This is a genomic window from Streptomyces sp. NPDC005811 (genome assembly GCF_040630405.1).
Classification (GTDB): Bacteria; Actinomycetota; Actinomycetes; order Streptomycetales; family Streptomycetaceae; genus Streptomyces.
On the sequence record NZ_JBEXXK010000039.1, the window covers coordinates 37,971 to 59,073 of the forward strand.

The window sequence follows — 21,103 nt, forward strand, 5'->3', positions numbered from 1 at the left end:
CATCCCCGGCCGGTCTGCCGGAAAAATCCACGACATGTGCCCCGTCCGGCGCAATCAACATCCTTGACATCACCCCTCACTTGGCCCCCTACTAGGGCTGCGCACCACACAGGACAACGTTGTCCAAGGCCCTGGTCCGGGCGGGGAGGATGCTCACGCATGCAGTGGTTCGGACGGTTACGCGCGGTGGCGATCACGGCCGCCCTCGTCATGACGGCCGGCGCTCCGGGGACGGCGGTCGCCCGGTCGGCACACCTCCCGCCGCCCGCCCGGGCGTTCTCCTCCTCGTTCGAGGCCGGCCAGCCCGCCCCGGACTGGACCAGCGCGCCCGAGCGGGCCTCGGGGGTCGACGGCGGCTACACGACCGGCGGGCTGCCCGGTGACGTGACCGACCGGGTCACCGCGGTCCGGGCGAGCGCCGAGAACACCGGGGGCGGCGAGGTGAAGGAGAACCTGGCCGACGGCGAGTCGAGCACCAAGTGGCTGACGTTCGCGGCCACCGGCTGGGCCGAGTTCGACCTGGACGCCCCGGCCGCGGTGACTACGTACGCGCTCACCTCCGCCAATGACGTCGCCGAACGCGATCCGGCGGACTGGACCCTGAGCGGTTCGGCGGACGGCGGCACCTGGACGGTCCTCGACAGCCGCTCCGGGGAGGACTTCACCGAACGCTTTCAGACGAAGACGTACACTCTCGCGGCGCCGGCCGAGTACCGGCACTTCCGGCTGGACGTCACCAGGAACCACGGCGCCGACATCCTCCAGCTCGCCGATCTGCGGCTCGCGACGGGCGGGAGCGACGGGCCGGTGCCGCCGGACATGCTCACCGTCGTCGACCGGGGCCCGAGCGGCTCCCCGACGGCGAAGGCGCGGGCCGGGTTCACCGGCGTGCGGGCGCTGCGGTACGCGGGGCGGCACACCGCCCCGGGCCGGGCGTACTCGTACAACAAGGTCTTCGACGTGAACGTCCGGGTCGGTGCCCGGACCCGGCTCGCGTACCGGATCTTCCCGCAGCTCGCCGACGGCGAGCGGGACTACGCGGCGACGAACGTCTCGGTCGACCTGGCGTTCACCGACGGGACCTACCTCAGCGGGCTCGGCGCGGTGGACCGGTACGGCTTCCCGCTGTCGCCGCGCGGGCAGGGCGCGGCGAAGGTGCTGTACGTCAACCAGTGGAACGACGTGGAGTCGGCGATCGGGTCGGTGGCGGCCGGGAAGACGGTCGACCGGATCCTGGTGGCCTACGACTCCCCCGGCGGCCCGGCGCGGTTCCGCGGCTGGGTGGACGACATCGCGCTGGGAGCGGTCGCCCCGGAGCCGGTGAAGGCGCATCTGTCGGACTACGCGGTGACCACCCGCGGGACCAACTCCAGCGGGAGCTTCTCGCGCGGCAACACCTTCCCGGCGACGGCCGTGCCGCACGGGTTCAACTTCTGGACCCCGGTGACCAACGCGTCCTCGCTGAGCTGGCTGTACGACTACGCGCGGGGGAACAACGCGGACAATCTGCCCACGATCCAGGCGTTCAGCGCGAGTCATGAGCCGAGCCCGTGGATGGGCGACCGGCAGACCTTCCAGGTGATGCCGTCGGCCGCGGCGGGCACCCCGGACACCGGGCGGACGGCCCGGGCGCTGGCGTTCCGGCACACGGAGGAGACCGCGCGGCCGTACTACTACGGGGTGCGCTTCGAGAACGGGCTCAGGGCCGAGATGGCGCCCACCGACCACGCGGCCGCCCTGCGCTTCACCTACCCGGGCTCCGACGCGAGCGTCCTGTTCGACAACGTCACCGACCAGGCGGGGCTCACGCTCGACCGGGCCTCGGGGGTCGTCACCGGCTACTCGGACGTCAAGTCCGGGCTGTCGACGGGCGCGACCCGGCTGTTCGTGTACGGCGAGTTCGACGCGCCGGTCACGGACGGGGCGTCGAGCGGGGTGAAGGGCTATCTGCGGTTCGACGCGGGCGCCGACCGGACGGTCACCCTGAAGCTGGCGACCTCGCTGATCAGCCTCGACCAGGCGAAGGACAACCTGCGCCAGGAGATCCCGGCCGGCACCGGCTTCGACACGGTGAAGCAGCGGGCCCGGCAGCAGTGGGACGCGCTGCTCGGCAAGGTGGAGGTCGAGGGGGCCACCCCGGACCAGCTGACGACCCTCTACTCCAGCCTCTACCGGCTGTACCTGTATCCCAACTCCGGCTTCGAGAAGGTCGGTTCGACGTACCGGTACGCCTCGCCGTTCTCCCCCATGGAGAGCCAGGACACCCCGACGCACACCGGCGCGAAGATCGTGGACGGCAAGGTGTACGTCAACAACGGCTTCTGGGACACCTATCGGACGACCTGGCCGGCGTACGCGTTGCTGACACCCACTCAGGCGGGCGTGCTGACGGACGGTTTCGTGCAGCAGTACAAGGACGGCGGCTGGACCTCGCGCTGGTCCTCGCCCGGATACGCCGACCTGATGACCGGCACCTCCTCGGACGTGGCCTTCACCGACGCCTACGTCAAGGGCGTCCGCTTCGACGCGAAGGCGGCCTACGAGGCGGCCCTGAAGAACGCCACCGTCGTCCCGCCGACCTCCGGCGTGGGCCGCAAGGGCATGGCGACCTCCCCCTTCCTCGGCTACACGAGCACGGCCACCCACGAGGGCCTGTCCTGGGCGCTGGAGGGCTACCTCAACGACTACGGCATCGCCCGCATGGGCCAGGCCCTGTACCGGAAGACCGGCGAGAAGCGGTACGCGGAGGAGTCGGCGTACCTCCTCAACCGCGCCCAGGGGTACGTGAACCTGTTCGACACCCGGGCGGGCTTCTTCCAGGGCCGGGACGAGGACGGCACGTGGCGTGTCGCATCCTCGCAGTACGACCCGCGGGTGTGGGGCTACGACTACACCGAGACCAACGGCTGGGGCTATGCCTTCACCGCCCCGCAGGACAGCCGGGGCCTCGCCAACCTGTACGGCGGCCGGGCCGGCCTGGCGGAGAAGCTCGACACGTACTTCGCGACCCCGGAGACCGCCGCGCCCGAGTTCGTGGGCTCCTACGGCGGGGTCATCCACGAGATGACGGAGGCCCGGGACGTCCGGATGGGCATGTACGGGCACTCCAACCAGGTCGCCCACCACGCGATCTACATGTACGACGCGGCCGGGCAGCCCTGGAAGGCACAGGCGAAGGTCCGCGAGGTGCTGTCGCGGCTCTACACCGGAAGCACGATCGGACAGGGCTACCACGGCGACGAGGACAACGGCGAGCAGTCGGCCTGGTACCTGTTCTCCGCGCTCGGCTTCTATCCGCTGGTGATGGGCGGCGGCGAGTACGCCGTCGGCTCCCCGCTGTTCACGAAGGCGACCGTGCACCTGGAGAACGGCAGGGACCTCGTGGTGAAGGCCCCGAAGAACAGCGCGCGGAACGTGTACGTCCAAGGGCTGAAGGTCAACGGCCGTACCTGGACGTCGACTTCGCTGCCCCACGCGCTCCTGGCCAAGGGAGGCACCCTGGAGTTCGCCATGGGTCCGCGCCCGTCGGCCTGGGGCGGCGGGAAGGACGCGGCGCCCGTGTCGATCACCCGCGACGACCGGGTGCCGACGCCGCGGACCGATGCGCTCACCGCCTCCGGGGCCCTGGCCGACAACACCTCCGGGACGGCCGAGACCGTGTCCGGCGCCGTCGCCCTGCCGACCGGGGGTGCCACGAAGGCCGTGCAGTACACGCTGACCTCCGCCGAGCGGGCGAAGGCACCCACGGGCTGGCGGCTGGAGGGCTCCGCCGACGGGACGACGTGGAAGACCCTGGACCGCCGCAGCGGGCAGACCTTCGCCTGGGACCGGCAGACGCGGGCGTTCGGTGTCGAGTCACCGGGTAGGTACGCGAGGTACCGCTTGGTGTTCGACGGTGAAGTCCGTCTGTCCGAGGTGGAGTTGCTCTCTTGAACGGGATCGATCCCGGCTGGCTGCCCCCGGAGGCCTTTCGGCCGCTGGGGGCCCGGCGCGTCCTGATCCGGGGCTCCGGCCCCCTGGTCGACACCGTGCGCCGCGAAGTGTCCGCCGCCTGCGCACGGTTCGGCGGGGAGATCGTCCAGGACGGCTCCTACGACCTCCTGCTGGAGGCGGCCGACGGCGAACCCGTGGGCGGCGACGAGGAGTTCACGGTCGCACGGGAGGACGGTACGACGACGGTCACCGCCTCCGGCGGGCGCGGGCTGCTGTACGGCCTGTTCCAGGTCGTCCGGCTCGGCGAGAAGGCGTTCTCGGGCGCCTTCCCCCGGGAGGCGCACCGCCCCGCGACGGTCCTGCGCATGCTCGACCACTGGGACAACGTGGCCGTGCACCCGGTCATGGGCCAGGTGGAGCGCGGCTACGCGGGCGGTTCGCTGTTCTGGCGGGACGGACGGGCGCGGGAGGACTTCGCGCGGATCCGGGCGTACGCGCGGCTGCTCGCCGCCTGCGGGATCAACGCCGTGTGCGTCAACAACGTCAATGTGCACGCCGTCGAGGCGAGGCTGCTGACCGACCGGATCGGTGAAGTCGCAGCGATCGCCGCCGAGTTGCGGCCGTACGGCATCCGGACGCATCTGTCGGTGACCTTCGCCGCGCCCGTCGTGCTCGGCGGGCTGTCCACCGCCGATCCGCTCCAGGACGCGGTGCGGGAGTGGTGGGCGAAGGCCGTGCGCGGGGTGTACGAGGCGATCCCCGACTTCGGCGGGTTCGTGGTGAAGGCCGACTCGGAGGGTCAACCGGGGCCGTTCACCTATGGGCGCAGTCACGCGGACGGCGCGAACCTGCTGGCCGGCGCGCTCGCGCCGTACGGCGGCACCGTGCACTGGCGGGCCTTCGTCTACGACCACCGGCAGGACTGGCGGGACCGCGGCACGGACCGGGCGCGGGCGGCGTACGACCATTTCGCGCCGCTGGACGGGCAGTTCGCCGGCAACGCGGTGCTCCAGGTCAAGCACGGGCCGATGGACTTCCAGGTGCGTGAGCCGGTCTCCCCGGTGCTCGGGGCGCTGCCGCGCACGCGGTTGGCGGTGGAGGTGCAGGCCACCCAGGAGTACACCGGGCAGCAGCGGCACGTGTGCTGGCTCGGGCCGATGTGGAGCGAGGTGCTGCGGTTCCGGCCGGGGGGCGGGGGCGGGCCGAGCGTGGGCGAGTCGGCGCGTGATCTCGTCGCCGTGGCGAACGTGGGCGACGATCCGTTCTGGACGGGGCATCCGCTGGCCCAGGCGAACCTGTACACGTTCGGCAGGCTGGCCTGGCGGCCGGACGCCGATCCGTACCGGGTCCTGGACGAGTGGATCGACCTGACGTTCCCGTCCGCCCCGGAGCGGCTGGCCGACGGGCTGCACGCGGTGCTGGACGGCTCCTGGCGGACGTACGAGAAGTACACGGCCCCGCTCGGGGTGGGGTTCATGGTGCAGCCCGGGCACCACTACGGGCCGAGCGTCGACGGCTACGAGTACAGCCCGTGGGGCACCTACCACTTCGCCGACCGCGACGGGGTCGGCGTCGACCGCAGCGCGGCGACCGGGACGGGGTACGCGGCCCAGTACGCCGCGCCGTGGGGCGAAGTGTACGAGTCCGTCGCGAGCTGCCCCGACGAGCTGCTGCTGTTCTTCCACCATGTGCCGTACGGGCAGGTGCTCAGGAGCGGGAAGACGCTGATCCAGCACATCTACGACACCCGTTTCGAGGGGGTCGAGGAGGCCGAGGAGGCCCGCCGGGTGTGGGCGGGCCTCGCCGGACTGGTGGCACCGGAACGGCACGGGCGGGTGGCGGAGCTGTTCGAGGAGCAGGTGCGCAGTGCCCGTGAGTGGCGGGACCAGGTCAACAGCTACTTCCTGCGCAAGTCCGGGGTGCCGGACGCGCACGGGCGGACCGTCTACTGAAGCCGCAGGACGGCGACGCCGAGCGGGCCGAGCGGGAGAGGCTCGCCCTGCCCCACCGGCTTTCCGGTGAGCAGGTCGGTGGCGGCGGCGTGGGCGGCCGGGCGGACCGGGCGGGTGGTGTGGTTGAGGAGGAAGAGCAGACGGGTGCCGTCCGGCGCCGTACGGTGTGCGGTCTCCAGTCCACTGTATGCGGTATACGGTCCGATCAGGCCGTGGCGGGCCAGGACGAGGCGGACCACCCGGTCGACGCCGGGCTGGTCGAGGGCCGTGGCCACGTACCAGCCCTCGCCCGCGCCGAAGGCGTGCCGGGTCACCGCCGGGGTGCCCTCGTAGAAGTCCGCGCGGTAGGTGCCGACGGCTTCGGCGCCGCGCAGCCGCACCAGCTCGAAGACCAGCCGCGCCGCGCAGAGCGTGCCCTCCAGGTCGACGGGCTGGACGACGTCCTCGGGGCGGGCGTCCCACTCGTCGATCCGGATGCCCAGGAGCGGGGCCAGGGGGCCGGGGACATCGGTGAGGAAGGCCCGGTCGTGCACGTCGGAGCGGGCGCTGAGGAAGGTGGCGAGGACCGTGCCGCCGCGCCGGGCCAGCTCCTCCAGGCGCTCGGCCAGGTCACCCTTGATCAGGTGCAGGACGGGGGCGAGGACGACGTCGTAGGGGGCGAGGTCGGCGGTGACGGGGACGATGTCCACGTCGGCGCCGGCCTCCCGGGCCGCCCGGTAGTAGGAGTGCACGACGTCCAGGTAGCGGACCAGGCGGGAGGGGCCGTCGGAGATCTCCAGGGCCCACCAGCTGTCCCAGTCGAAGAGGAGGGCGGTGCGGGCGGGGGTGCGGGCGCCCAGGGTGGCGGCGCCGATGACCTCCAACTCCGCTCCCAGGGAGGTGACTTCATGGAAGACCCGGGTGTCGTCGCGGCCCGCGTGGCCGATGACCGCGCCGTGGTACTTCTCGCAGGCGCCGCGTGAGGCGCGCATCTGGAAGTAGAGGGCCGCGTCGGCGCCGTGGGCGATCGCCTGGAAGGTCGCCAGCCGCAGCTCCCCCGGCCGGCGCAACGGGTTGACGTCGCGGCAGGCGGTGGTGGACGGGGTCTGCTCCATCAGCCAGAACGGGGTGCCGTCCTTGAGGCCCCGCATCAGGTCGTGGGCGAGCGCCGCGCGGGTGGGCGGGGCGTCCGGTGGCGGGTAGTTGTCCCAGGAGGCGAAGTCGAGGTGGGACGCCCAGCGGTGGTAGTCCAGCGGCCGGTAGGCGCCCATGAGGTTGGTCGTGACGGGGGTGTCCGGGTCGTGGGCGCGGATCGCCTCCTTCTCGGCGGTGAAGCAGCCGAGCAGGGCGTCGGTCATGAACCGCTGGTAGTCGAGGGTGATGCCCTGGAAGGCGGAGTGGTCGGGGCCCCGCCAGTGCTCGGTGAGGGCGCTGGGCGGCTCGATCTGGTCCCAGTCGGTGTAGCGGTGCGACCAGAAGGTCGTCCACCAGGCGTCGTTGAGGGCGTCCAGGGTGCCGTGCCGCTCGCGCAGCCAGCCCCGGAAGGCCCGGGCACACCGCTCGCAGTAACAGGCCCCGCCGTACTCGTTGTTGATGTGCCAGGCCAGCAGCGCCGGGTGGTGCGCGTACCGTTCGGCGAGCCGGCCGGCCAGCGCGGTGGCGAGCCTGCGGTACGCGGGCGAGCTGGGGCAGAAGTTGTGGCGCTGGCCGTAGCGGTGGACGCGGCCCTCGAAGTCGGTGCGGTTGACCTCGGGGTGGGCCTTGGCCAGCCAGGGCGGGAGAGCCGCGGTGCCGGTGGCGAGGCAGATCTGCCGGTCCTCGGCGGCGGCGCGGTCGAGGATGCGGTCGAGGACGGTGAAGTCGTAGGAGTCCTCGGCGGGTTGGGTGAGGGACCAGGTGAAGACGCCGACGGTGAGGGTGTCGATGCCGGCCCGGGTGAAGAGCCGGTGGTCCTCGTCCCAGACCTCCTGCGGCCACTGCTCGGGGTTGTAGTCACCGCCGTAGGGGATCTTGGGGGTGCGCGGGAGGTGCGCGGGGCGCGGGGGGTTCTGGCCGGGCTGGCTCATACGGTGAAGTCCTCCTCCGTCTGGGCGGTCACCGGCCGTCCGGCGTGCAGCAGGGAGAGCAGCAGCGGGGCGGCGAGCAGGGCCGGCAGGGCCTCGGTCAGCAGGGCGGTCAGTCCGGCGGCGAGGACGAGCAGGGAGCCGAAGGCCAGGGTCGCCTTCCCGTGCCGGACCGTGAAGTAGGCGGCGAGGCGGGCGGTGTCGCGGGCCCGGAAGGTGAACAGCGAGGTGAGGAGCAGGGCGTGGGCGCCCCAGAGCAGGGAGACCACGCCGATGAGCGCGAGCAGGGCCGCCCACCAGCGGGGCAGGCCGGCGGCGGAGAAGTGGGTGAGGGTGAAGGCGATCACCGTCAGCCAGGCCAGCAGGGGGGGCCAGAGCTTGAGGACGGGAACGGCGTTGAGGCGCCAGCCCCGGCCGTAGACCCGGGCCGGATGCAGATCGGTGAGGTCCCGGCCGCGGTGGTGGAGCGCGTACAGCGCGGCGGAGGCGGCCGGGCCGAGCGGCAGCAGACACACGGCGGCGAGGGGCAGGTTGGCGGGATCGGGGCCGAGGAGGAGCAGGCCGGCGAGACCGGGGGCGGCCGCCGCGAGGAACAGGGCCTCGACGGTGAGCAGGGTGTGGACCAGGGCGACGGCGCGGGAGAGGACGCCGGTGCCGAAGTCGGTCGCCGTGGCGCTCATGAGGGCTCCCGGCCCAGCAGCCGCCGCTCGTCCCACCACGGGGGTGTCTCGTCCGTGACCGGGGTCAGTTCGACGAGGGTGATCTCGTGGCGGGCGAGGGTCAGGTGCAGCTCCGTGCGGCCGTCGTGGACGGGGAGGCGGCGGTGGCCGCGGGCGGGCTCGGCGGCCTCGTGCAGGACGTCCAGCTGACTGGGGCGTGGCGAGCGGGGGCTGCCCATGTGCCGCCAGGCCGTGTATGCGTTACCCCGTTCATCGTCTACGGTCGACCGGCGAACGAATACCTCGCCCCCGCCGCCGCCGTCCCGGTGGACTCCCCCCACCGGCATCGACACCCGCACCGGCACCGGCACCGGCACGGACACCGGTACCGACAGCCGCAGGGCATGCCCCTCGGGTCCCTCGGTCTCTCCGGTCGGGTCGACCGGGGCCCAGGCGAGGACGGTGACGCGGCCGTCCTCGTGCCGGGTGACGAGATGGTCGTCGCCCCGGGCGAGGAGGTCGGGGCCCATCCGGGCCATGAACGCGTACAGGTGGTACACGGGCTTGCGGACCTGCCGGTGGGTGAGCAGCCCGAAGCCGCCGTGGAAGAGCGCGGTGGGGACCCCGGCCTCCTCGAACATGTCGCTGAACGTCCAGTAGGAGAACGAGTCCACGAGGTCGCCGCCCCGCGCCAGCACGGGGGCCAGATAGGCGGCGTGGAAGGCCGTGTCGTGGACCGGGTTGTCGGGGCGGTAGGAGGAGTTGAACTCCGTGATGTGCACCGGCAGTCCGGCCAGCCGGGTGCCCTTGAGGCGGTCCCGGGGGGTGGCGAACTGGTCCAGCAGGTCGGTCGCCGGGGCGAGGGTCTGGTGGACGCCGAACGGCACGTGTCGGGCGGGGCCGGAGGTGTAGGCGTGCTTGGAGACGAAGTCGACGGGCACCTCGCGGTGTGCGGCGAACTCGGCGAACCGGTCGAGCCAGTCGTCGGCGCCCGGGGAGATCGCGGGGCCGCCGACCTGGAGTCCGGCGTCGACCTCCCTCACGGTGTGCGCGGTCACCTCGTACAGCCGGTGGTACGCCTGCTCGTCCGCGCCCTGCCAGAAGTCGGCGAGGTTGGGCTCGTTCCACACCTCGATCGGCCAGGTGCGCACCTCGTCGAGGCCGTAGCGGTCCACGAGGTGGCGCAGGGTCGCGCGGACCAGGTCGGCCCACTCGCGGTGCGAGCGCGGTGGGGTGACGTTGCCCCGCCACCAGAAGACCGTCTGGTCCCCGGAGGCCAACTCCTGCGGCATGAAGCCGAGTTCGAGGAAGGGGCGGATGCCGAGCGCCAGATACGCGTCGATCACCTGGTCGACGTACGTGAACGAGTGGTGGACGTGGCTGGCGCCCGCGTGCTCGTAGGGGCGGTACACGCCCATGCCGTCGCTGAGCAGACCGTGGCCGCGGATGTGCCGGAAGCCGATGTCATGCTGGAGGAGGGCGAGGGAGTCCTGGTAGTCGCGGCGCAGGGCGAGTTCGATGCGGCCGGTGCCGACGCAGGCGCGCCAGGCGTCGGAGAGCCGGCCGGCCGGGGCGGCCGGGACGCGGATCACCGGCTCTCCTTCGTGAAGCGGTCGCGTGCCTTGTTGTGCAGGTCGACGAGCCGGTCCATGTTCTTGGCCTTCAACTCGGCGACGTAGGAGTCCCATGCGGACAGGGGCCGCTTGCCGAGGGCGAACTTCAGGGTGTTCTGGACGACATGGTCGCGCAGCGGGGTGTCCCAGAGGGTGGCCTGTTCCTGTTCCACGGACTGGAGGGGGTGGGCGGGGCCGATGGGGAGCTGTGCGCGCTGCGCCATGGCGTCCTGGAAGGCCTTCTCGTCGGGGCCGAAGGACGAGGAGACCAGGGCCCAGCTGCCACCGTAGGTGAAGACGCCGTTGAAGAAGCCGTAGTCCTTCTGGAGGTCCTTCGGGGCGTCCGGGTCGGAGCCCATCAGGCTGATGCCGGGCTTCAGCGTGTAGGTGTCGCCCGAGCGGGTGTACGTGGTGCCCTCGACCCCCCACTTGGCGAAGCGCTGGCCCTCGTCGGAGTACCAGAGCCAGTCCGTGAACTGGATCATCGCGACGAAGGTGTCGCTCTTGAGGGCCTTGCTGGAGATCATGACGCCGTTCTCCAGCCGGGCCCCGCCGATCACCACCGGGCCGGCCGGGCCGAGCGGCACCGGCACCATCTCGATCTTCGCGCCCTTGACCTGCTTCTCCAGGTTGTAGCGGTAGTTCTGGACCAGCTCCTGCGGATTGGCGCTGATCGCGAAGGACTTCTCGCCGAGCAGCTTCTGCACCGCGTCGTCGTCGGTCTGGGTGAAGCTCTCGGGGTCGATCAGCTTCTCGGCGACCAGCTTCGCCAGATACTCGACCATCCGGCGGTAGCCGTCCGAGGCGCCGGTGAAGACGAAGGCGTCCTCCTTGGCGTCCCAGCTGATGTTGTCGTACGTCCAGCCCGCCCTGACGCCGTACGCCTGGCCCAGATAGCTCATCAACGCGGCTGCCGGATAAGGGGTGTTGATGCTCCAGCGGTCGGAGAGCGGATAGCGGTCGGGGTATTCGGCCCGGATCGCCCGGAACACCTCGTACACCTGGTCCCAGGTGGTGGGCAGGGCCAGCCCCAGCTTCTGCAGGACGTCGGTGCGCAGCGACAGCGAGTAGCCGGACTTGGCCTTCTCGTGCAGTCCGGGCAGCAGGTAGTACTTGCCGTCGGCCTGGCGGATGGAGTCGAGTTCCGGCTCCAGCCTCCACTTCCTCACCTTGTCCTGGAAGTGGGGCATCAGGTGCACGTACTCGCTGACCGGGAGGATGGCGCCGGAGGAGACGAAGGCGACCTCGGAGGGGTGGTACGTCTTGGGGATCAGGAACGGGGCGTCGCCCGCGCCGATGAGGACGCTGCGCTTCTTCTCGTAGTCGGCGAGCGGGACCGCGATCGGCTTCAGGGTGACGCCGGTGCGGCGGGTGAGTTCCTTCCAGAACAGCCAGTCGTTCTTCAGCGGGTAGGTGGGGTTGTTGTTGTGCAGCACCGAGAACGACAGCGGTTTCGCGGCCTTGAACTGTTCGCCGACGCGGTACTCCTTCATCGCGCCGTCCCGCTTCCTGGAGAGGTCCTTGGAGTCCCCTCCGTCGTCGCCGCTGCCGCAGCCGGTGAGCCCGGCGAGGCCGATGAACCCGGCGGCGGCCAGGATCTGACGTCGTGACAGCTGACCTGCGTTCTTCACGGATACTCCCTGGTTGGGCGCTCAGCCCTTGACGGCGCCGAGCATCACGCCGGAGACGAAGTAGCGCTGGACGAACGGGTACACGCAGAGGATGGGCAGCGAGGTGAGCACGATCGTGACCGCCTGGATGTTCGCGCCGACCTGACTGAGCTGCTCGGTGGCGGCGCCCGCGTTGCCGCCGGTGGTGGCGCCCGCGATCATGTTGCGCAGATAGACGGTGACCGGCATCAGCTCGGTGCGGTCCATGTAGAGGTAGGCCGAGAACCAGGAGTTCCAGAAGGACACCGAGTAGAAGAGGACCATCGTCGCGATGACCGCCTTGGACAGCGGCAGCACGATCCTCAGCAGGATGCCGTAGGTGGTGAGCCCGTCGATCTCGGCGGCCTCCTCCAGCTCGGTGGGCAGCCCCTCGAAGAAGGCCTTCATCACCAGCAGGTTGAAGACGCTGATCGCGTTGGGCAGGGCGATCGCCCACACGGAGTTCTTCAGGCCGAGACTGGTGACCAGGACGTAGTTCGGGATCAGCCCGCCGCTGAAGAACATGGTGAACACGGCCGCCCCGACCAGGACGCCCCGCCCCTTGAGGTGCCGCTTCGACAGGACGTAGGCGTAACAGGTCGTCAGCACCATGGCGACGACCGTCGACACGACCGTGTAGAGCACGGTGTTGCCGTAGTTGCGCCAGAACGTCGTGTCATGGAAGACGATGTCGTACGTGGTGAGGTTGAACCCCTTGGGCCACAGGGTCACTTCACCGGCGCGGATCTGGCGCTCCCCGCTGAAGGAGCGGGCGACGATGTTGACGAACGGGTACAGGGTCACCAGGACGACCAGCGTCAGGACCACCCCGTTGACGCCCTGGAAGACCCGGTAGGAGCGGCTCTCCCGGCGGGCCGGCCTCACCACAGGCTCGTCCCCACCGTGCGGCGCGACAGCTGGTTCGCGGAGGTCACCAGCACCAGCCCGATGACCGCCTCGAACAGGCCGATCGCGGCGGCGTAGCTGAAGCTGTTGGACTCGACGCCGGCGCGGTAGAGGTAGGTGGAGACCACATCGGCCGTCGGATAGGTCAGCGCGTTGTACAGCAGCAGGATCTTCTCGAAGCCGACCGCCATGAAGGTGCCGATGTTGAGGATCAGCAGGGTGATCATGGTGGGGCGGATACCGGGCAGGGTGACGTGCCAGATCTGCTGCCAGCGGTTCGCGCCGTCGATGCGGGCGGCCTCGTAGAGGTCCTCGTCGATCGTGGTGAGGGCGGCGAGGTAGAGGATCGTGCCCCAGCCGGCGGTCTGCCAGATCTCCGAGCCGACGTAGATCGTGCGGAACCAGCCGGGTTCCTGGACGAACCGGATCGGGTCGTGGCCGAACCAGCCGAGGACATGGTTGACCGGGCCTTCCACGGCGAGCATCTGGAGGGTGATCCCGGCGACGATCACGATCGACAGGAAGTGCGGCAGGTACGACACCGACTGCACGAACCGTTTCAGCGAGCGCCGGCGCACCTCGTTGAGCAGCAGCGCCAGCACGATCGGGACCGGGAAGCAGAACAGGAGCGTCAGCGCGCCCAGCCACAGGGTGTTGCGGAAGACCTGCCAGAAGGTGGGGTCGGACAGGAACATCCGCACATAGCGCAGCCCCACCCACTGCTCCCCGAGGAGGGAGCCGCCCGGTTCGAACCGGCGGAACGCGATGACGTTGCCGATCATCGGCAGATAGCGGAAGACCAGGAAGAACAGCAGCGGCAGCACGGCCAGCGAGTACAGCCGCCAGTCCCGGCGCAGCGCTCTGCGCCATCCGGGACGCCGGGGCAAAGGGTCGGGGCGGACGGGTGCCCGGGGCGGGTCCTGGGTGCCGGGCGGTGGGGCCGGTGTGGTGGAGGTGCTCATGCTCGGGCCTCCCATGACGGGAACGCGATACCGAAACTTTCGAGCTTCTTACCGGTAACTTCGCGGCAACTTAGAGGCACTCAGAAAGCGCTGTCAATGGGGGCGACGGAGACGTCCGAGGCGGATGGCGGGCAGGGGAACAGGCATGGGAACACCTCCGCACGGGGTAGACCCTCGAAGCGCAGCCCCGACCGCCTCCGCAACTTTCCCTGTCCGGACCGATTCCTGCGAGGTGCCTTCGTGCCCGCGTTCGACCTGCCGCCGAGCGAGCTGGAGACCTACCGCCTCCTGCCGGAGGAACCCGCCGACTTCGACGAGTTCTGGCAGAACACCCTCAAGGACGCCGCGCAGTACGACGCGTTGGTGTCGGCCGACCCGGTGGGCACCGGTCTGCGGCTGACGGAGACCTGGGACGTGACCTTCCGCGGCTTCGCCGGGGACCCGGTCCGCGCCTGGTACTCCCGCCCGGCCGGGGTCCGCGATCCACTGCCCGCCGTCGTCGAGTACGCCGGCTACGGCCGGGGCCGGGGCCTCCCCCATGAACGGCTGACCTGGGTGAACGCCGGGTACGCGCATCTGCTGATGGACAACCGCGGCCAGGGCGACCAGTACGGCAACGGCGGCTCGACCCCCGATCCGCACGCCCAGGCGCCCGGCGGTCCCGGCCCGGCCGTGCGCGGTCTGCGGGCCCCGCGGGACTGCCACTACCGGCGGCTGATCACGGACGCCGTCCGGGCGGTGACGGCCCTGCGCGCGCTGCCCGGTGTGGACGCCGGCCGGATCGCGGCCGTCGGCAACAGCCAGGGCGGCGGACTCGCGCTGGCCGTGGCGGGTCTGCTGCCGGACCTCGCGGCCGTCCTGGTCACGGCGCCGCTGCTGTGCGGGATCCGCCGCGCCCTGGACCTCACCGACGCGGGCCCCTACGGCGAGATCTCCGCGTATCTCGCGGTGCACCGCGGCACCGAACAGGCCGCCTACCGCACCCTGTCCTACCTGGAGGGCGTCTCCTTCGCCCGCCGCGCCCAGGCCCCGGCCCACTTCGGCACCGGGCTGCGCGACACCGTGTGCCCGCCGAGCGGGACGTACGCGGCCTTCAACCGGTACGGCGAGCTGAGCGGCGGCGCGGATCCGCGCCGGGAGCTTCACGCGTACCCGTTCAACGGGCACGAGGGGGGCGAGGCGGAGCAGGTGCGTCGCCAACTGCACTGGCTGGCAGGGGTGTGGGAGGAGCACGCGTAGGAGAGCGACGGACCCGGTGGGCGTGGGGTACCCACCGGGTCCGCCCGGTGCGGGGGCCGGTCAGCCCACCCGGCAGGGCAGGCTGGTGGCGCTGTCACCTCCCGAGCCGGAGACGACGTATCCGAAGGTCGTGCTCTGGCCGGGACTCAGGGAGCCGTTCCAGTCGGCGTTGTGGACCATCACCGCCTGGCCGTTGTAGGTCGGGTTGCCGTTCCAGAGGCTGTTCACCGTCTGGCCGGCGGGCAGGGTCCAGTCGACCATCCAGCCGAGCATGGGGACGTCACCGGAGTTGGTGACGGTCACCTCGGACTGGTAGCCGCCGTTCCAGCTGTTGGTGGTGCGGCGGGTGGCGGTGCAGGTGCCGGGGACGGGCTCGTTGGGGTTGCCCGGCTCGTGGATCCCGGTCACCTCGCCGTTGCCGCCGTCGAAGACGACGTCGGAGCAGGAGTAGAAGGTCTCCTGGCTGTCGGAGCGCTGCCAGACCATGTAGATGATGTGGCGGCCCGACTTGTTCGCCGGGAGCTGCCCGGTCCAGGAGTAGTTGGCCTCGACCGTGCCCGGGGAGCCGTTGAGCGGCGGGTGGTCGACGGAGAGGAAGGGCTGGTCCTCCATGTCGTTCCAGGTGAGCGTCTTGGTCGGGTCGAAACCGTCCTTGGTGACGTAGACGTAGAACCAGCCCGGGTGCGCGGCCCAGGCGTTGTAGGAGAAGTCGACGGTCGCGCCCGAGGTGAGGTGGGTCAGCGGCCAGTCGGCGCGGGCCGCGTTGAAGCCGGTGAAGTTGGTGTTGCCGCCGCTGCACAGCTGGCCGTCCGGGACGAAGCCGCGGGTGCGGCCGGCGCCGTCGGAGCGGAGCACGGAGAACCAGTTGTAGAACGGTGTGGTGCCGCTGACCTGCTGGGCGTTCTTGCAGGCCGGGTTGACCGGCTTGATCTCACCGGTGTCGGTCAGCGCGTCCTGCCAGCACAGGAAGGTGCGGCTGCCGGGTTTCATGGGGGTGCCGTGGGCCTCGGCCGGGCCGCCGGTCGTGACGATCAGACCGAGGGCGGGGACGGTGGCCAGCAGCGCCAGGAGGACGAGGAGGAGGGCCCGGGAGCGTAACCGGGCGGATTTCTTGGCCGAACTTGTCGTGATCATGACAGACATGGCGGAGTCCGTCCTTCCGTGTACGGACCGTGCACGTGGGGGTGGATGGCGCGGGGTGCGGGTGCTGCGGGTGCGGATGCGCGAGGCAGGAGCGGCCCCATGGGTCCCCGGCGGGTTCCGGTCCGTCGGGGCCCATGATGGGAGCGCTCCCACCTCGCCTGTGGCGGAAGGTAGCGCCGTACGGCCGACTTGTAAACGGTCTGTCAGTGCTCGGACTTGAGTTCGGTCAGCAAACGGGACACCGCGGACGGGTCGGGGACGGTGTGCAATGCCGTGGCGGTCTGGTCGCTCGCGAACGCGCGCCGGTCGGGGGTGACGTCCGGGTCGAGCGCGCACTCGGCCTGGACGTACACGTAGTTCAGGGCCGTCGCGAAGAGCATCGAGAAGGAGGTCAGGTCGTCGAGGACGGCGGGGCCGCCGGCCTCGCGGTAGGCGCGGAACAGCCGGCGGGCCGCCGCGGGGCGGAAGGCGTTGCCGCCCGACCACACGAACACGACATGGGCGAGTTCACGGCGGGCGGCGACCGGGCCCGCGTTGTCCCAGTCGAGGAGGACCGGGCCGGCCCCGGTGAGCAGGACGTTCTGGGGCTGTACGTCGCGGTGGGAGACGACCAGGTCGGCGGGGTCGGACGGGGACACGAAGCGGGTCAGCTCCGGCAGGGGGCCCGCGACGCACCGGCTCAGCGCCTCGGCCCAGGGCGGGCCGGCCCGGCGGACCCGGTCGTGCAGGTCGGCCCAGTCGTCCTCCGGGTAGCACTCCTCGTACCAGTCGACGGGCCGGTCGGTCGTGCCCTCCCCCGCCCGGTGCAGCAGGGCCAGGGTCCGGCCGCACCAGTCGAGCAGCGCCGGTGCGGCGGGATCGGCCGGGGCGCCGTCGACCCAGTCGTACAGCTTCAGCCAGGAGCCGCCCCGCTCGGCGGGGAGCCGCGCGACATGGGACCCGGTGCGGGCGGGCATCAGGCGGGGTGCGGAGACGCCGAGGCCCGCGGCGGTGTCGCGCAGGGTGGCCTCGCCCTCGACGTCGGGTTCCTCGCGGGCGAAGAGGAGTTCCTTCACGGCCCAGTCGGAGCCGTTCCCGGACAGTTTCCAGATCCGGCCCAGCGCGCCCCGGGTGACGGGGGTCATCGTCCAGGGGCCGGGGCCGAGTCCGTACAGATCCGCGATTAAGTCGCCCGTGTTCCGCATGCTGGGACACCTTTCCGGCCGCCGTATCCAAGATCGGCGCACCAGGATACTGATCGGCGCGGCCGGCCGCCCGGCCGTTTCTCACCGCAGCGAGGCCCGGGAACTCCAGGTCAGGGCGTCGGCGCCCAGGTCGCCGGTCAGGGGGAGTTCGACGGTGAACTCGGTGCGGCCGGGCTCGCTCCGGACGCGGATCCGGCCGCCATGGGCCGCGGTGATCGCGGCGACGATGGCGAGGCCGAGGCCGGATCCGGTGCCCGCGGTGGCGCGGGCGCGGGAGGTGTCGGCGCGGGTGAAGCGCTCGAAGACGGTGGGGAGCAGCTCGGGCGGGATGCCGGGGCCGTCGTCGCGGACGCGGACGGTGCCGAGGCCGTCCCGGGCCTCCACGGTCGCCAGCACCCGGGTGCCGGCCGGGGTGTGCACCCGGGCGTTGGCCAGCAGGTTGGCCACCACCTGGTGCAGGCGGGCCTCGTCGCCGAGGACCAGGGGCGAGGCGTCCAGGCGGAGTTCGAGCTGCCAGTCGTGGCCGCCGCCCGCGGCCCGCGCGTCCCACACCGCTTCGGCGACCAGCGCGGCGAGGTCGACCTCGGCGGACTGGAGCGGCCGGCCCTCGTCGAGGCGGGCGAGCAGCAGGAGGTCCTCGACCAGTCCGGTCATCCGGGCCGACTCGGCGGTCACCCGGCGCCAGGCCAGGCCGGGTTCGATGCGGTCGGTGCCGCGGTTCATGAGTTCCGCGTAGCCGGCGATGGAGGCGAGCGGGGTGCGCAGTTCATGGCTGGCGTCGGCGAGGAAGCGGCGCATGCGCTCCTCGCTGCGGCGCACCTGTTCCTCGCTGCGCTGGCGTTCGGCGAGCGAGGACTCGACGTGGTCGATCATGCGGTTGAGGGCGGCGCCGACCTGGCCGGCCTCGCTGCCGGGGTCGGTGTCGCGTTCGGGGACCCGGGTGAGCGCGGCGACCTCGCCCCGGCACAGCGGCGCGTGGGAGACCTCGACGGCGGTGGCGGCGACCCTGCCGAGGGGGCGCAGCTGGCGCCGGATGACGACGGCGCAGCCGACCCCGGCCGCGGTCAGGCCCGCGGCGGCGACGACGGCCTCGATGACGACCAGGCCGCCGATCATGTCCTGGACGTCGTCCATCGGGAGGCCGGTGAGGACGCGGACGCCGTGGTTCTGCAGGGCGGTGATGCGATAGGTGCCGAGGCCGGGGACGGTCCGGTCGTGGAACCTTCCGTCGGTCCTGACGCCCGAGAGCACCGCCGTCTGGGCGTCGCTGAGCCGCTGCGGCGGGGCGTCCTGGCCCACGGTCGCGGCCGCGAGGACGTTTCCGTCGGCGTCCAGCCGGGCGGCGAGCATGCCGGCCGGGTGGCCGCTCTCGTTGAGGAAGGTCAGATCGCTCGCGAGGTCCGGGTGGAGCGAGGCCCCGCCGAGGCTGCGTTCGGCCGCGTTGGTGACCCGGTCGTCCAGGTTGCCCAGCAGGTAGGCGCGTTGGGCGAAGACGGTGGTGAGGGCCATCGCGGCGCAGACGACGATCAGGACGGCGGTGATGAAGAGCAGGAGCCGGGTGCGCAGGGAACGGCCCCCGAAGCGGTGGGCGTTCATCTTCCGTCCTCCACCGGCCGGATGGCGTATCCCAGCCCGCGCACGGTGTGGATCATGGGCGCGCGGCCCCGGTCGATCTTGCGGCGCAGGCTGGAGATGTACACCTCGACGAGGTTGCCGCCGCCGTCGAAGGAGCTGCTCCAGACCCGGTCGAGGATCTGGGCCTTGCTCAGCACCTGCCGGGGGTGCTCCATGAGCAGGCGGAGCAGGTCGAACTCCTTGGCGGTGAGGGCGACGGCGGCGCCGCCGCGGTGCACCTCTCTGGATTCGGCGGCGACCGTCAGATCGCCGAGGACGCGCACGGAGTCGTCGGTGCGGACGCGTTCGGCGCCGGAGCGGCGCAGCAGTCCGCGCAGCCGGAGCACGACCTCCTGGAGGGAGAAGGGCTTGGTGACGTAGTCGTCGGCGCCGTTCCCGAGTCCGTCGAGGCGGTGTTCGACGGCGTCGCGGGCGGTGAGCATGAGGACGGGCAGCTCGGGGTTCTCGTACCGCAGCCGGCGCAGGACCTGGATGCCGTCCAGGTCGGGCAGCATGCCGTCGAGGACGACGGCGTGCGGGGCGCAGCGGCGGGCCTCGCGCAGCGCGCTGTGCCCGTCGGGCGCCGGATAGGGGTGCCAGCCGGCCTCGGTGACGGCCACGGACAGCACTTCGGTGAGCGCCGGTTCGTCGTCGACGATCAGGACGCGGATCCGTCCGCCTCGGTTACCGGAGATGCCAGTCATGTCCCGATCGTGTCCCGGTTGACTGAGGAAAGCCTGTGCTTCGAATGTGTGCACCCGAGGAGTTCGACACGTGGACCCCCGGCCGATCGGTCGAGGATCGCACACACATCCCGTAACCCGTTCGCCACCCTGACGTTAGTCAGCTCAACGGCAGAAGAGGGGGGAACCATGAGGGCGGATATCGGACGGAAATACCGAGCCTACCCGCGCGCCCATCAGGAGCAGATCCTGATCGACTGGGGTCATGACGCGCGTGCGCTTTGGAACCTCGCCCTGGACCACCGTCTGATGGTCGGCCGCAAGCATGACGGAAGCTGGGTGTGGTCTGCGGAGCAGTGTGTCCTGCTGACCGAGATCCGCAATGACCCCGATCCGTCCGTCAACTGGATCCGTGACCTCCCGGCACAGTCCGGGCAACAGATCCTGCGCCGCCTTGACCGGGCCTTCGTCAATATGGCCAATCCTGATCATCCGGCGGGCACTCCGGTTTTCAAGCACCGTGGCGATCGGATGGGAATCCCCTTCACCGGCCAGGCCGTTCAGTTCCGCAAGCTCAACAGACACTGGGCGGACGTCCGCTTCCCGGTTCTGGGCTGGCTGCGCATCCGGCTCTCCCGAGCACTGGGCGGAACCGTTCGCAACGCGACGATCGCTCGTGACGGACTTGGATGGCACGTCTCCCTTGGAGTGCACTCCGGCAGCAAGCCTGCCGCCCCCAACGGAGGCCCCGGCTGCGGTGTCGACTTCGGAGTATCCATCTCTGCATGGATTTCCACCGAGTCCACGGGAAGATTCATGCACCCCACGCTGACAGTTGGGGAGGAGAAACGCCTCACAGCCCTGGAACAACGAAAGGAACGCCAGCTCACCTACGCCGAGAAGCACAACCGTGGCGCCCGCTCGAATCGACTGGCACGCACCATTGCCTCGATCGGAGCACTCCGAGCCAGGCAGGCCCGAAGGAGACTCGACTTCACCCACAAGTTGACCACCGACCTCTCCAAGAACCACGGGTTCGTCGGAATCGAAGACTTGCGTGTGAAGAACATGACTGCCTCGGCCAGCCGATCTCGAGCAACAGCAGACACCAGGAACAGGAAGCAGAAAGCGGGGCTCACCAGAGGAGTCCTGGACAACGCTCCCGGCGAACGACGCCGCCAATTGGCCTACAAGTGCCCGCTGTACGGAAGTGATCTTCGCCCGGTTCCCCCTCAGGGAACGTCCCAGACATGTCCTTCCTGCAAGAAACGCGATCCCAGGAATCGTCTCCGCTGTGGACGAGAATTCGCATGTGTTCACTGCGGACACATCGACCACGCGGATCGCGTCGCCTCGGTCGAAATCGAGGCCCGTGCACGCCGGATGGGCGACACGGTTACCAAGAGCACGCGCAGTCTCCATCCCGAGGCAAGGGACCCCGCAAGTGGTGCTCGGATGCGTGCAGCACCGGCCGCCGCCCGGTGAGGGCGACGGCCGGAACCCTAGGCGCTCACGCCAAGGGGC

14 protein-coding genes are annotated in these 21,103 nt (G+C 70.9%); 4 read left to right on the forward strand and 10 right to left on the reverse strand.

Going from position 1 to position 21,103, the window contains the following annotated elements:
• Positions 1 to 210: 210 nt before the first annotated feature.
• A complete protein-coding gene (locus ABZ490_RS34215; protein WP_358999188.1) occupies positions 211 to 3,933 on the forward strand; it encodes a GH92 family glycosyl hydrolase in 3,723 nt (1,240 codons plus the stop codon).
• Complete coding sequence (locus ABZ490_RS34220; RefSeq protein WP_358999024.1) at positions 3,930 to 5,885, forward strand: alpha-glucuronidase; 1,956 nt, start codon at positions 3,930 to 3,932, stop codon at positions 5,883 to 5,885. The genes ABZ490_RS34215 and ABZ490_RS34220 overlap by 4 nt, the downstream gene beginning before the upstream one ends.
• On the opposite strand, the gene ABZ490_RS34225 is transcribed toward ABZ490_RS34220, so the two are convergent.
• From ABZ490_RS34225 to ABZ490_RS34250, 6 genes are read right to left on the reverse strand one after another with little or no spacing between them, the layout of a single operon-like run.
• A complete protein-coding gene (locus ABZ490_RS34225) occupies positions 5,879 to 7,930 on the reverse strand; it encodes a beta-galactosidase (RefSeq protein WP_358999027.1) in 2,052 nt (683 codons plus the stop codon). The genes ABZ490_RS34220 and ABZ490_RS34225 overlap by 7 nt on opposite strands.
• Positions 7,927 to 8,607 (reverse strand): hypothetical protein, encoded by a 681-nt coding sequence (locus ABZ490_RS34230; protein ID WP_358999030.1) that lies wholly within the window; start codon positions 8,605 to 8,607, stop codon positions 7,927 to 7,929. Before ABZ490_RS34230 ends, ABZ490_RS34225 begins: the two co-directional genes overlap by 4 nt.
• Positions 8,604 to 10,178, reverse strand: a complete 1,575-nt coding sequence (locus ABZ490_RS34235; RefSeq protein WP_358999033.1) for a xylan 1,4-beta-xylosidase — start codon at positions 10,176 to 10,178, stop codon at positions 8,604 to 8,606. Before ABZ490_RS34235 ends, ABZ490_RS34230 begins: the two co-directional genes overlap by 4 nt.
• Positions 10,175 to 11,830, reverse strand: coding sequence for an extracellular solute-binding protein (locus tag ABZ490_RS34240; RefSeq protein ID WP_358999036.1), 1,656 nt, complete (start codon positions 11,828 to 11,830; stop codon positions 10,175 to 10,177). Before ABZ490_RS34240 ends, ABZ490_RS34235 begins: the two co-directional genes overlap by 4 nt.
• A gap of 21 nt (positions 11,831 to 11,851) precedes the next feature.
• The gene (locus ABZ490_RS34245) at positions 11,852 to 12,736 is read right to left on the reverse strand and encodes a carbohydrate ABC transporter permease (protein WP_358999039.1); all 885 of its coding nucleotides are present in this window, start codon (positions 12,734 to 12,736) and stop codon (positions 11,852 to 11,854) included.
• Entirely contained in the window at positions 12,730 to 13,716 is a 987-nt protein-coding gene (locus tag ABZ490_RS34250; RefSeq protein WP_358999042.1) for an ABC transporter permease subunit, read from the reverse strand. Before ABZ490_RS34250 ends, ABZ490_RS34245 begins: the two co-directional genes overlap by 7 nt.
• A 240-nt stretch (positions 13,717 to 13,956) precedes the next feature.
• On the opposite strand from ABZ490_RS34250, the gene ABZ490_RS34255 reads away from it, so the two are divergent.
• Positions 13,957 to 14,955, forward strand: a complete 999-nt coding sequence (locus ABZ490_RS34255) for an acetylxylan esterase (RefSeq protein ID WP_358999045.1) — start codon at positions 13,957 to 13,959, stop codon at positions 14,953 to 14,955.
• 60 nt (positions 14,956 to 15,015) lie between these two features.
• Here ABZ490_RS34255 and ABZ490_RS34260 read toward each other — a convergent pair whose 3' ends face one another.
• The 4 genes from ABZ490_RS34260 to ABZ490_RS34275 all read right to left on the reverse strand — a co-directional run bounded on the left by ABZ490_RS34260 (position 15,016) and on the right by ABZ490_RS34275 (position 19,600).
• Positions 15,016 to 16,089, reverse strand: a complete 1,074-nt coding sequence (locus ABZ490_RS34260) for a lytic polysaccharide monooxygenase (protein WP_358999191.1) — start codon at positions 16,087 to 16,089, stop codon at positions 15,016 to 15,018.
• 212 nt (positions 16,090 to 16,301) lie between these two features.
• Entirely contained in the window at positions 16,302 to 17,282 is a 981-nt protein-coding gene (locus tag ABZ490_RS34265; protein WP_358999048.1) for an aminoglycoside phosphotransferase family protein, read from the reverse strand.
• Between the two features lie 81 nt (positions 17,283 to 17,363).
• Complete coding sequence (locus ABZ490_RS34270; RefSeq protein WP_358999051.1) at positions 17,364 to 18,878, reverse strand: ATP-binding protein; 1,515 nt, start codon at positions 18,876 to 18,878, stop codon at positions 17,364 to 17,366.
• Entirely contained in the window at positions 18,875 to 19,600 is a 726-nt protein-coding gene (locus ABZ490_RS34275) for a response regulator transcription factor (protein WP_358999054.1), read from the reverse strand. Before ABZ490_RS34275 ends, ABZ490_RS34270 begins: the two co-directional genes overlap by 4 nt.
• A 168-nt stretch (positions 19,601 to 19,768) precedes the next feature.
• On the opposite strand from ABZ490_RS34275, the gene ABZ490_RS34280 reads away from it, so the two are divergent.
• Entirely contained in the window at positions 19,769 to 21,064 is a 1,296-nt protein-coding gene (locus tag ABZ490_RS34280; protein ID WP_358999057.1) for a transposase, read from the forward strand.
• Positions 21,065 to 21,103: the final 39 nt, after the last annotated feature.